The 12,250-nt window shown below is 67.7% G+C and carries 11 protein-coding genes; 2 read left to right on the top strand and 9 right to left on the bottom strand.

The genetic code is table 11. The features are described from left to right. Window positions 1-5 precede the first annotated feature (5 nt). From BEP68_RS13315 to BEP68_RS13295, 5 genes are all read right to left on the bottom strand, one after another. Entirely contained in the window at window positions 6-737 is a 732-nt protein-coding gene (locus BEP68_RS13315; RefSeq protein ID WP_187250278.1) for an HAD family hydrolase, read from the bottom strand. Then, complete coding sequence (locus tag BEP68_RS13310) at window positions 734-1,882, bottom strand: TIGR03364 family FAD-dependent oxidoreductase (protein ID WP_187250277.1); 1,149 nt, start codon at window positions 1,880-1,882, stop codon at window positions 734-736. Before BEP68_RS13310 ends, BEP68_RS13315 begins: the two co-directional genes overlap by 4 nt. Next, entirely contained in the window at window positions 1,879-3,615 is a 1,737-nt protein-coding gene (locus BEP68_RS13305) for a PhnE/PtxC family ABC transporter permease (RefSeq protein WP_056279620.1), read from the bottom strand. The genes BEP68_RS13310 and BEP68_RS13305 overlap by 4 nt, the downstream gene beginning before the upstream one ends. Next, window positions 3,612-4,457 carry a phosphonate ABC transporter ATP-binding protein gene (gene phnC, locus BEP68_RS13300; RefSeq protein WP_053097586.1) on the bottom strand — a complete coding sequence of 282 codons (846 nt, stop codon included), beginning with the start codon at window positions 4,455-4,457 and terminating at the stop codon, window positions 3,612-3,614. Before phnC ends, BEP68_RS13305 begins: the two co-directional genes overlap by 4 nt. A gap of 130 nt (window positions 4,458-4,587) precedes the next feature. Further along, on the bottom strand, window positions 4,588-5,517 hold the full coding sequence (locus BEP68_RS13295) for a phosphate/phosphite/phosphonate ABC transporter substrate-binding protein (RefSeq protein ID WP_053097587.1): 930 nt from the start codon (window positions 5,515-5,517) through the stop codon (window positions 4,588-4,590). 170 nt (window positions 5,518-5,687) lie between these two features. Between BEP68_RS13295 and BEP68_RS13290 the strand changes: the two genes are divergently transcribed. Beyond that, window positions 5,688-6,431, top strand: a complete 744-nt coding sequence (locus BEP68_RS13290) for a GntR family transcriptional regulator (RefSeq protein WP_187250276.1) — start codon at window positions 5,688-5,690, stop codon at window positions 6,429-6,431. 316 nt (window positions 6,432-6,747) lie between these two features. On the opposite strand, the gene BEP68_RS13285 is transcribed toward BEP68_RS13290, so the two are convergent. Beyond that, window positions 6,748-7,890 carry a sensor histidine kinase gene (locus tag BEP68_RS13285; RefSeq protein ID WP_187250275.1) on the bottom strand — a complete coding sequence of 381 codons (1,143 nt, stop codon included), beginning with the start codon at window positions 7,888-7,890 and terminating at the stop codon, window positions 6,748-6,750. 226 nt (window positions 7,891-8,116) lie between these two features. On the opposite strand from BEP68_RS13285, the gene BEP68_RS13280 reads away from it, so the two are divergent. After that, window positions 8,117-8,770: a response regulator gene (locus BEP68_RS13280; RefSeq protein WP_222839407.1), complete on the top strand. Its 654-nt coding sequence runs from the start codon at window positions 8,117-8,119 to the stop codon at window positions 8,768-8,770. Between the two features lie 140 nt (window positions 8,771-8,910). On the opposite strand, the gene BEP68_RS13275 is transcribed toward BEP68_RS13280, so the two are convergent. The 3 genes from BEP68_RS13275 to BEP68_RS13265 all read right to left on the bottom strand — a co-directional run bounded on the left by BEP68_RS13275 (window position 8,911) and on the right by BEP68_RS13265 (window position 12,185). Then, on the bottom strand, window positions 8,911-10,425 hold the full coding sequence (locus BEP68_RS13275; RefSeq protein WP_187250274.1) for an HNH endonuclease signature motif containing protein: 1,515 nt from the start codon (window positions 10,423-10,425) through the stop codon (window positions 8,911-8,913). Window positions 10,426-10,747: 322 nt separating this feature from the next. After that, on the bottom strand, window positions 10,748-11,149 hold the full coding sequence (locus BEP68_RS13270; protein WP_261987849.1) for a GNAT family N-acetyltransferase: 402 nt from the start codon (window positions 11,147-11,149) through the stop codon (window positions 10,748-10,750). Window positions 11,150-11,321: 172 nt separating this feature from the next. Next, on the bottom strand, window positions 11,322-12,185 hold the full coding sequence (locus tag BEP68_RS13265) for an EamA family transporter (RefSeq protein WP_187250272.1): 864 nt from the start codon (window positions 12,183-12,185) through the stop codon (window positions 11,322-11,324). Window positions 12,186-12,250: the final 65 nt, after the last annotated feature.

Raw genomic sequence — 12,250 nt, 5'->3', positions numbered from 1 at the left:
GGGCCTCAGACCGTGGGCACGAGAGGGAGCAGCCCGCGCTCGGTGAGCGTGCCGCGAAGATGCGTCACGTCCTCGAGCACGACGTCGGCACCGGCGAGCTCGAGCGCGCCCGCGTCGTGGGCGCCCGTCAGGACGCCGGCGACGAGACCGGCGCCTGCGCGGCGGCCCGACTCGACGTCGCTGATCGTGTCTCCGGCGACAGCGACAGCGGCGACCGACGAGGTCTGCGTGCGGATCAGCGCCGTGAGCACGAGATCGGGTGCCGGACGCCCGCGCCCGGCGTCGACCGGCGAGAGGGCGAGGTCGATGAGCCCGCGCCAGCCCAGACCGTCGATCAGCGCATCGCGGGTGACCGGCGCGAATCCGGTCGTGAGCACGACTCTCAGACCGGCGTCCTTCAGCCCCTGGATCGCATCGGCCGCCCCGGGGATCTCGGTGACCCCCTGCTCGGCCACGATCTCGGCGTAGGCGCCTTCGAATGCGGCCGTTGCGCGCTCGGCGGCGGCACGGTCTCCTGCCGCGAGATGCGTGAAGACCTCGATCTTGGACTGCCCCATGGTGGCGCGCACGTGCGCGAGCGCGTCGTCCCACGGCATCCGATCGGCGACTCCGGTGCGTTCGGCGGCGCGCTGGAACGCCGTCTCGACGACCCCGTCGTCGAGCACGGTCGTGCCGGCCATGTCGAGCACGATGAGTTCGAGCGCCGGCGCCGGAGCTGCCTCGAGCTGAGTGGTCATGGGGTTCCTTCCATTGCAGGTGTCCACCCTAAGGCGGCGGTGAGATTCTCTTCGGCGAGCCCCAGACCCGTGGTCATTCCGATGCCGGTGGTCGCGGCGAGCACCAGCACCCCCTCGTCGACCGTGTCGATGAGGAAGTCCTTCGACGCCTTCGCATACACGCCCTGCCAGCGCTCCAGCACCCGTGGGGCCGGCATCTCGAACAGCGCCTCCGCCTCGGCGAGGAACGCCGTGAACGCGGCCTCGGGTTGGAACGGCTCCGGCGCGGTCGATGTGGCGTGCGAGTCGCCGATGATGAGCGTGCCGTCCGGCAGCTGCGTGTACATCTGATTGAGATCGAGCGCGGCGAGGTCCGGACGCTCCGAATGCAGGCGATCGCGGAGCGCGGCGGTGGCGGCACCGTCGGCGAAGCGTCCGTAGCGGACGAGCGACCACCCGGTCAGCAGCGGGGCGGAGAGCGGATGCCGGAGACTCACCGCTGCACGCATCATGTCGAGAGCGCACCGGACGACGCCTGACCGTTCCGCCACCTCCGGCAGCAGCTGGTCGATGTCGTGATTCGCCGCGACGACGACCGCGCCTGTGGTGATCGCGCCTCTCGTCGTCTCGACGCGGCGTCCGGCGACGGAGGTCGCCGCCGTGCGGAAGCGGAAGTCGACGCCCAGTCCTGCGAGGTGCCGCACGATCGCCGCGGCGGCGGTGCGCGGATCGGTCTGCAGGTCGGTCTCGATGTGCGCTCCACCGAGGAGTCCCCGGCGACGGAGCGGGGCGAGGCGCAGCAGCTCATCCGCATCGAGCATCCGGATGCCGCCATCGGCCGCCGCCTGCTCGAGCACGGCGATCTCGTCGGCGTGGCGGGCGGCGACCAGTGTCCCCGACTCGCGGATCCAGAACCCCGCATCCTGAGCGAGGCGCAGCCACAGGTCTCTGGACAGGTCCGCGTAGCGCCGGGCCTCCCCCGTCTGCGCGCCGATGCAGAGGTGGCCGAAGTTGCGGATCGTCGCGCCGACGGGAGCATCCGCTCTGTCGACGACGATGACGCTCAGACCCCGCCGCACCGCCGCGTACGCGGCGCCGAGGCCGATGATCCCCGAGCCGACGACCACGAGGTCGACGGAGTCGGTCGAGTCGGTGCGGCCGCTCATCGGAACACCTTGCGCATCCACATCGCGAGCCCTTCGACGACGAGCACGGTGACGAGGATCATCAGCACGATCGCCGTCACGGTCTCATAGCGCGAACCCTGGCTGGCGTTGAGCAGGTAGTACCCGACACCGCCTCCGCCGACGATGCCGAGGATGGTCGCGGCGCGGATGTTCGTGTCGAGCATGTAGAAGCTGTGCCCGATGAGCGCCTGCATGCCCTGCGGCACGGTCGCCGAGGCGTAGGTCTGCAGCCGGGTGGCGCCGACCGCCCGCAGGGCCCGTTCGGGCCCACGGTCGACCTCCTCGAGGGAATCGGCGATCAGCTTGCCGAGCAGACCGATGCCGCCGATGGCCAGCGCGATGACTCCCGCCTGGGCGCCGAGGCCGGTGATGACGACGAGCACGATCGCGAGGATCAGCTCGGGAATGCCACGGATGCCGACGAGCAGGAAGCGCGCGATGCCCCGCGCTCCCGCTCCGGGTGCGACGTTGCTCGCGGCGAGGGAGCCGAGGATCAGCGACGGCAGCAGCGTGAGCACCGTCGCCGCGAGTGCGATCGCGACCGTGTCCCGCATGGCCGCGATCATCGCGGACGCCTCATAGCTGCCGAATGACGGCGGCCAGAACTTCGCTGCGACCTCGGGGAGCTTGGCCCAGAAGGTGAAGAAGTCCATCCAGTTGATCTGGCTGACGACGACGCTGCCGATGACGACGAGCACCGCCGTCCCGATGCCGATCGTGTTGCGCACCCGCTCCGCGGTCCACGGTCGACGCACGGCGGTCTGCGGGCTGGCCGCCCACTCCGGGCGCTCCGTCGTCGCCGCGCCCGTCGCCCCGCGCAGTCGCGGGTGGATGATGCGGTCGATCCACGACCGCGTCTGCCGCTGCTGGCCGAGCATCGCCCCGCGCACCAGGCTCGACACGATCTCCATCACGACGCACAGGATGAAGATGACCAGGGCGATGCCGAGGCCCTTGCCGTAGTTCAGCGACTTGAAGGCGTAGGACATCTCGAGTCCGAGGCCGGCCACGCCCACGTAGCCGAGCACGACGCTGCCGCGCAGGTTGATGTCGTTGCGGTGCAGCACCGTCGCGACCCAGCTCGGCAGCACCTGGGGAAGGATTCCTGAGGCGAACTCCTGCATCTTCGATCCCCCCGCGGCGCGGATCGCGAGCCGGGGGCCCTCGTCGATCTGCTCGATCGCGTCGGCGAACATCTTCGAGATCATCCCGATCGAATGGATGCCGATGGCGAGGATGCCGGGCAGGGTGCCGAGCGAGAACATGAGAACGAACGCCATCGCGAGCACGACGTCCGGCAGCGCTCGGGTGAGCACTCCCACGAACCGCGCGGCGGCACGCCATCCGTTGCCGGGGGTCGTGTTGGAGGCTGCGAGGTAGGCGATCGGCACCGACAGGGCGGCGGCGAGCAACGTGCCGACGAGCACGAGCCCGACGGTGAGGGCGATCAGCCAGGCGAGGTCGGCCGGTTCAGGGAACGAGAGGCCGCCGACTCGGGCCATGAAGTTCTCGGCGTTGCCCCAGCTCTGCACCATCGCCGGGATCGAGATGCCGACCTCGTCGACCGCGAGGATGCCGAGCACCAGGAGCGCCAGCAGCGTCAGCCCGGCGGCGATGCGCTCGGCGGAGATCGGGCGGCGAGGAGCTCGATCGGCGACACTCGTGCGTGCGGGGGTCGCGTGCGCCCGCGGCGGGTCCGAGAGGACGGTCATGAGGCCCGCGCCTTGTCGAGCTGGGCGACGTCGACCGTGATCTCGGTGAGTTCGTCCTGCACGGCGCGGATCTCTGCGGTGGTCGTGGCGACGCGGCCGTAGATCTCCATGACCTCGGCCTTGGTCAGGTCGCCGGTCGGGGTGTCGAGCACGATCTCGCCGTGGCGCAGCCCCACGATGCGGTCGGCCCACGAGATCGCGAGGTCGACCTGGTGCAGGCTGCAGACGACCGTGAGCCCCTCGTCGGCGGCGATCTCACGGATCAGCGCCATCACCTGGTCGCTGGACTCCGGGTCGAGGGATGCGACGGGCTCGTCGGCGAGCAGGATGTCGGGCTTCTGCATCAGGGCGCGGGCGATCGCCACGCGCTGCTGCTGGCCGCCGGAGAGGGTGTCGCTGCGCTGATAGGCCCGGTCGAGCAGCCCGACGCGATCGAGGTGCTCGAGGGCGCGCAGCTTCGCCGCCTTCGAGTAGCCCCAGAGGCCGAGCCGCGGGCCGCGGACCTCCGACAGAGATCCGGTGAGCACGTTCTCGAGCACCGTCAGCGAGGGCACGAGCTCGAACTGCTGGAAGATGAATCCCACCCGGCTGCGGAGGGCGCGCAGCGCCTTGCCCTTGAGCGTCGGGACCTTCGCGCCGAGCACCTCGATCTCACCCGAGGTCGGCACCTCGAGACCGTCGAGGTGGCGCAGCAGCGTCGACTTGCCCGAGCCGGAGAGCCCGAGCAGCACGACGATCTCGCCGCGTGAGACCTGCAGCGATGCGTTCTTCAGCGCGGTGGTCGAGCCGAAGGTCTTCGTCACACCGTCCAGGCGGATGAGGGCATCGGTTGCCGTGTTCATGTCAGTTCTCCAGGGTCGTGGCGTCGAGCGTGATTCTTGCGGGTGAGCGCCCCGCGCTCCGCTGCCCCGGGGTGGGAGCACACTGCGGAACGGGGGGCGCTCGGCTGACTCTGCGGTCAGCGATCGGGCGTCAGCCCTGGCACTGCTCCGCTTCGGTCTCCTTGCAGATGTCGCGGATCAGGTCGTAGTACGCGTCGTCGACGGGCTTGGTGGCGTAGAACACGCTGCGGAACGCATCAGTGTCCGCGCCCTCGATGCCGGCGGCGATGATGTCGTCGATCGTGATCTCGGAGAGTCCGTCGATGAGCTCCTGCGCGACGTCGTCCGGCAGTGTCGACGAGTAGACGAGCGGCGCTCCGGGGACCATGGTCTCGTCGATGACCTTGACGGCATCCGACTTCTCGACCTCGGAGTCCTCGGCGAATCCGACCTCGCACTCGACGCCTTCGCCGACCTTCTGCACGCTCACGTCATGCTTGCCCGCGAAGACGGGCGTGATGTCGGTCTTGGGGTCGATGCCCGCCTCGAGCAGGTTGTAGGAGGGGAAGAGGTATCCCGACGTCGACGAGGGATCGACGAAGCAGACCTTCTTGCCGGCGAAGTCCTCGATGCTCGAGATGTCGCTGTCGGCAGGCACGATGGCCTGGGAGTAGTACCCGGGCTCCTGGCCCTCCTCGGTCACGATCGAGGAGATCGGGGTGAGCTTCGCGCCGTTGTTCGTGGCGGTGACGTAGGTGAAACCCGAGAACGAGGCGACATCGACCTTGCCGGCGACCGCGGCCTCGATGAGCGCCGCGTAGTCGGTGGACTCGTGGTACTCCACCGTCTTGCCGGTGATCTCGGCGATGTAGTCCATGAGCGGCTGGTAGTTCGTCTCGGTGTCGACCGAGTCGGGCACGACGCCGAAGACGAGCGTGTTCTCGTCGACGGCGAATCCACCGGCGGCCGATGATGCGTCGGCACCGGACGCGCCGGTGGCCTCTGCGGAGCCGGAGCAGGCGGCGAGGCCGAGCGCGAGGATCGCGGCGCCGGCGAGTACGGGGAGAGCGCGGAGCTTCATGAGGACCTTTCAGAGTGGGAGGGGTGATCCACGAGCCACTCTGACAGGACAACAGCCAAGATATGTACCTAACTTGGAAGAGTTCAAGGTCCGTTCACCCGGTCTTTCCTCGGATGAACGTCGAGCGAACGCGCAACCCTTCCACCTCGATAGCGAAGTAGTATGCCTATGTGGCCGAAGCTGTATACACCCAGATCGCAGACGACCTCCGCGCGCAGATCGCGGCGGGCACCCTGCGCCCCGGCGACGACGTGCCGACCGAGGCGGAGCTCGCCGAACGGTGGCGCACCTCGCGGGGTCCGATCAGGAACGCTCTCGCCGCCCTGCGCGGAGAGGGCCTGATCGAGACGGGGCGGGGACGCCCCGCGCGGGTCGTGTCGCGCAAGGCCAGCCAGGCGGTCGATGTGTCGGTGCCGTTCACTCGCTGGGCCCGCGATCTCGGGGTGACTCCGGGCGCAAGGACGCAGGAGTTGAGCCTTCGCAGGGCCGGTGACCGCGCAGAACTGCTCGGAGTGTCACCCGATGACACGATCGTCAGCGTCGTGCGACTGCGCCTGCTCGACGGCAGGCCGACGATGCTCGAGCGGCTCTTCTACACCGAGGCAGTAGGACGACGACTGCTCGACGTCGACACGGACGAGGTCTCGATCACGGAGTACCTCGGGTCGGTGGGACACCCGATCGTCGGGCTCGAGCACCAGATCGACGCCGTCGCCGCCGACGAGCAGGATGCCGCCCTGCTGCGCGTGCCGCAGGGAACGCCGATCCTTCGACTCAGCCGCATCTCCCGTGATGCGAGCGGGCGCATCTTCGAGGCGTCCGAAGATCGCTACCTCAGCGAGGTGGTGCGGTTCACGGTCGCGGCGTCGGGGATCTCGACGGACGGGCACTACATGCGTGCAGTGGGCGGCTGAGAGCCGGCCAGTCGATCGGCATCGATTCCTCGAGGTGACTCGTCGGAGGAAGCCGATCGCGAGCGCGATGGGGATCAGATTCCAAAGACCGCGCTCGCGATCACAGCGCTGGGGATGCGCTATTTCTGGGGTATACCCAATGTAAGCGCCCGGCTACACCATGGAACACGGTCTATAGTCGAGATCTACCCTGGACTTTCGTCTAGGTTTCACTTCGAAAACCCCGGAATTCCGCGGATCTTGCTCCCAGCGTACCGGAATACCGGTACGCAATCCCCTGCCATTTTCAAGCCGGGATGCTGGGATGCCGGAAGCGTCAGACGATCGGCAGCAGCGCCGAGACGACCCAGCGGCCGTCGACTTCGCCGGCGCTGAATTCGCCGCTGGCGCCGAGAACTCGTTCGGCCATGCGGCCGATGCCCGTGCGGCTCGAGGAGAGCTCGCGACGCGGCGTGATGGAGAGCGGACTGCTCACCGCCATCTTCGCGGCGTCGTCGTCGATGTCGAATCGGATCTCGACTTCGCCCGCGCCGGCGTACTTGAGGACGTTGGTGGCGGACTCTCGCATGATGCGCGCGAGGATGATCTCGGCGGCCCGCGGGACGCGCTCATCGGAGGGGTCGCCGATGACGGCGACGGCATGGCCGGCGGCTTCGAACTCCTGCGCGGCCTCCTCGACGGAGGCCACCAGATCACCGGAGGGCATTCCCTCGGAGCGGGGTCCGTCGTCTGCGAGGTCGATCACGAAGCGGAGGTCGGTCATCGCCTTGCGTGCGGCGATGCGAATCGCCTCCTGCGAATCTCTGCTCGTGCGATCGTCGTCGAGCATCTGCACGTGCAGCGCCACCACGGTGAGGTGGTGCGCGATGCTGTCGTGCAGCTCGCCGGCGATCCAGCGCCGCTCAGCGAGTACTGCCTGGCGTTCCTGCTCGGCCTTCTCGGCCAGTTGCATCTCGAGCGTCCGCCCTCGAGCGAATGCCAGGCGAAGCGCATAGCCGACGGCTCCGGATACTGCGGCGCCGACCAGGAAGATGCCGATGTTGAACGCATCCGTCGAATCGCCCATGGCGACCAACGCGGATGCGACGAGGAAGACTCCGACATAGGACAGGACCAGTGAGGTCCACCCCAGGCGCACGATCAAGCCGGCCGCGAAAGCGGCGACGGTCAGCACCTGGGCTTCGATGCCGGGGATGAAGGATAGGGCGAACACGACGCCGAGGGCGTATGTCGCGATGAGTGGCGACCAGAGGAAAAGGCCGAGGACTGCAGTGGATGCGATCCCGATTGCCGCTGTCAGAGGCTCCAACCCCGGAGGGAGGAACAGTCCGACGATGTCGAAGATGACGATGGTCCCGACGACCGCCAAGACGGCGATGCGTTCTATCGTGCTGAGCTTCTCGCCCCTGCCGAGTCGGGTGACGTCAGAGCGGTCACCCGTCGAAAGACTTGAAGCCATACTTCAGTATCTCCTTTTCGCCATATATATTAGCGGTAGAAGCCGAAGAAGTGACCAACCTGGTTCCAGAAAGACATATACGTTCACCTCCTTTATTGCACTTTTGACTAGCGATGTACTCATCTTCTCGGTGATCTGCGAGCGGCACATCTGTCTCACGGCTACACCTCGATAGCCAAAGGTCTAATACCTCGCGCCGCAGGTAGACCCCGGTTAGGCTTCCTCCATGTCCCAAATCCGCGTCGTGATCGTCGATGACGATCCCCTGGTGCGCTCAGCGCTCTCTCACTTCGTCTCCCGCGACCCGGAGATCACGGTGATCGCCGAGGCGGAGTCCGGGCTCGAGGGCATCGAGGTCGTGGAACGCGAGCGTCCCGACGTCGTGATGATGGACGTGCAGATGCCGGAGATGAACGGCATCGAGGCGACGGCGGTGATCAGCGAACGCTGGCCTGAGATCAAGATCCTCGCGGTCACCACGCTGGACGGCAGCGACACCGTGCTTCCGATGCTCAGCGCAGGTGCGTCGGGCTATCTGCTGAAGGACTCGAGCGCGGCGAGCATTCTCGAAGGTGTGCGAGAGGTTTACAGCGGAGCGAGTTCGCTGTCGCCGCGGATCGCGTCGCTGCTGATCAAGCACGTGCGGGATACGGAGCCCGTCGGCGGCGACGACACCCTGGAGGCGCTCACGGATCGCGAGCAGGAGGTGCTGCAGCGACTCGCGCAGGGGATGTCCAACGCCGAGATCGCGCGCACACTGATCGTGTCGGAGGGAACCGTGAAGGCCCACCTCGGCCGCATCATGTCGAAGTGGCACGTGCGCGATCGCGTGCAGATCCTCGTCACGGCAGCGCACGCCGGGCTGGTCGACTTCCGCTGAGGCGAGACCGCTGACCGGCGGGATCATTGGAGTGAGACTGCTGAGGCGAGCCCGTTGAGCCGGGCACTGTGAGTCCGGCTCGCTGAGTCTGGCCGGCTGTTCGGGATCAGCAGCACTTGCCGTGAGGATGCCGCCGCGTATCACCCGGTTCGAACGAGGCGCCTTCGGTCACGGTCCGCGGGGAGGCTGTGTTGTGGGGTGCGCCAGCGTTGGTCGGGGTCCCACCAGTTCGGTCCACGGACTTCGGGGAGCCCGTTCTTCATACGGATCTCCCACTGCGAGGTGCCCAGGGATCGGTGGTGCCACCAGCACAGCGGCACACCGTTGTCGGTATGGGTCGGCCCACCGCGGGCGTGTTCGGTGACGTGATGGATCTCGCACCAGGATGCGGGCACGTGACACCCGGGGATGAGGCATTCCTTGTCGCGGGCGATGATCGCCCGGCGTTGATGCACGGTGAACACGCGGTCGGTGGTGCTGATCCCGATGATGCGCCCCTCGTCCAGGAGCACCCGCTGGATCGCCCCCGCACATGCGGTCTGCGCCGCGACGGACACAGGCACATGCGCACCGGATCCAGGGATCGTCGCCCACCCGCCGTTGCCCGCACCACCACCCGCGCCGGCGATGCCCGCACCGAAAGCAGAACCTTCCGCATGGTGGGCGAGGTCTGTCGCGTCGACGGTGACGACGAGCACCGGGGATGCGCCACCGAGCGTGGGCATGTCCTTGTGACGGGCGGCTATCGCGAGAGCGGCGGCGAGAGCATCGTGGCGTTTCTGCGACGCGGTGCGATCATCGAGCACGCTGCGCTCATCCACATTGAACGGATCAACACCCGGGTCAGCACCGGTGTCTGTGTCTGTGCCTGTGTGACCGGTGTCACCGCTGGGGGTGAAGAACACTCCCGGCATGGGCGGGCCGTCACCCTTCGGGTTCAGCATCGCGTCCAGGATCAGCTGCAACTGGGCCGCGGCATCCGGAGTCAGATACCCCCGGATCGCATGCATCCCGTCCGTGAGACGACCGATCGTGATTCCGCGCTTGCGCCGCGCGTCCTCATCCTTCGGCTCCTCCCCGTCCGGGTCGAACATCGAGGCGAGATCCTCCGCAAGAGCTTTCAGATCCTGCACCGTCGGCGCCGGACCAGAATCCGCGCCCCCGCCGATCCCGTGCCCGCGGGCGCACCCCGCCAACGCCACATCCGCCGCCAACCGCTGATCCACGCTCAACCGGTCCCACACCCGCTCGATCGGGCCCGTCGCCGCCAGAAACCCCGTGACACCCACCACACCATCCAACAAGGCCACGCGCATCTCCGACCACCGCGCCGGCATCCGCTCCCCCGCCAGACTCACCGGCCGGCGCACCAGATCGACGACCCTGTCGACCCGGGACGCACCCCGCACATCCACGCCGACCATCCGCTGCACCAGCTCGTTCACCCCGCGACACCCTGCCGCATGCGGAAACCCCGCAGGATCCCCGGTCGCCACGGTCTCCACGATCACCGCCTCGGCCCGCCGGAACACCGCCCCCGCCGCCTGCAGCACCGCGACACGCTCCGCATCGCTCAACCCCGCCAGCGCGTCATCACACAGCACCGCATCAAGGTCAGCGACGACCCGACCCAGACGCTCCACGATGCTGTTCATACCCTCGAGTCAACACGGGGCCACCGACATTCGACCCCCGAAACCAGTCCGATTTAGACCAGATCAGAGCACGTATTCCAATCTCCCGGAATGCCGCACAACGCAGGCACAAGAGGAGCGGAGAGACCAGTCAACGAGGGCAGAAGAGACAAGAGGAACGAGGAACGAGGAACGAGACACGAGGAACGAGGAACGAGGAACGAGACACGAGGAACGAGACACGAGGAACGAGACACGAGGAACGAGGAACGAGGAACGAGGAACGAGACACGAGAAACGAGGAACGAGACCCCAGACCGAGCACCCGTCACGGGGCACCCGATCAGCGCCGGAGCGGCTCGGCCTTCATGAAGACGTCGACCGCGTCTTCGCTCTCGAGCTCGAAGCCGTGCCTCTCGTACAGCCGTCGCGCCGGACTGCCCTGCAGCACATTGAGGCGGAACGGCCGGTCATCGCCCGCATGACGCGTCTCCAAGGCGTCCGCCAGCACCGCGGAGCCGAGGCCGCGGCCCTGCTGAGCGGGATCGAGGTAGAAGTGCTCGATCCACACCGCGTCGCTCTCGGGCCTCACCGCGATGAGCCCCACGTCCTGCCCGGCAACCACGATCACTCGCGTGTTCTGCGGGACGAACCCATCGAGGAACCGCTGCCGCACACGCACCGGGTCGAAGCGTCCGAGACGCTCCAGATCGGCGCGCATGACGATCGCTCGCAGCTCCGACATCCAGTGCGCATCCGACCGACTGCTCTCTCGAAGACCCCACGCGGCGCACACAGCATCCATACAATCACGCAGGCCACGCACCCGGAGCGACCACGACCACGACCACGACCACGACCACGACCACGACCACGACCACGACCACGACCACAGAACCACCGCTGCAGATCCACCGCTACAGCGCGAGCAGCACGATCCCGCCGGCGACGACCGCGGACGCGGCGAGACGCCATCCGGGCCTGCTCTCCTTCAGGGCGAAGACACCGAACAGGCTGACCAGCACGACGCTGACTTCGCGCAGCGGCGCGACCAGTGCGACCGGAGCGATCTGGATGGCCGTGAGCACCAGGATGTACGAGAGCGGCGACAGGATGCTGAACGCCACGATGCGCTTCCACTGCGTGCGGCCGAGCGCGCGAACGGCCGCCCATCGGCCTCGGACGCCGAGCGAGTAGAACGGGATCTCGAGCAGCATCGTCCCCACCATGAAGGCGACGGGCGAGAGGTTCCACGTGCGCACGGCGTTGGCGTCCCAGATCGTGTAGACCGCGATCGCGACGCCGGTGAGCAGACCGAACACGAGCCCGGGATCCAGGCGACGCGACCGGTCGGCGCGTCCGCGGTCGACGAGACCGATCGCGACGACTCCGAGGATGATCGCCGCGACGCCGGTGAGCGCGAGGGCCGATGGACGCTCCCCGAGCACCAGAACGGCGACGATCACAGAGAGGAACGGCCCGGTGCCCCGAGCCGTCGCGTAGACGGTCGAGAGGTTGCCTTCGCGATATCCGCGTTGCAGCACCGCCATGTAGGCGACGTGCAGCACACCGGAGACTCCGACGCCGAGCAGGAACGCCAGAACGTCGTCGGTGCCGAGCCCGCCGGTGAACGGCACGACCCCGATCCAGACGGCGGTTCCTCCGACGGCCCCCCACCAGAGGAACGGCGTCCCTGCGCGGCTCACGCCGTGGGCGATGATGTTCCAGGCGGCGTGCGTGACGGCTGCGGCGATGACGAGAGCGAAGGCGAGAGCGGACATCAGAGACCCTTCCGTTCTTCGCGGGCGCGACGAACAGGGTCCTCCGGGCTTTTGTCCTGTCAGAT

It is taken from the genome of Microbacterium sp. 4-7, from assembly GCF_014332665.1.
Lineage (GTDB): Bacteria > Actinomycetota > Actinomycetes > Actinomycetales > Microbacteriaceae > Microbacterium.
The sequence above is the reverse complement of the archived record's forward strand: the minus strand, read 5'-3'. Positions and strand labels throughout refer to the sequence as shown.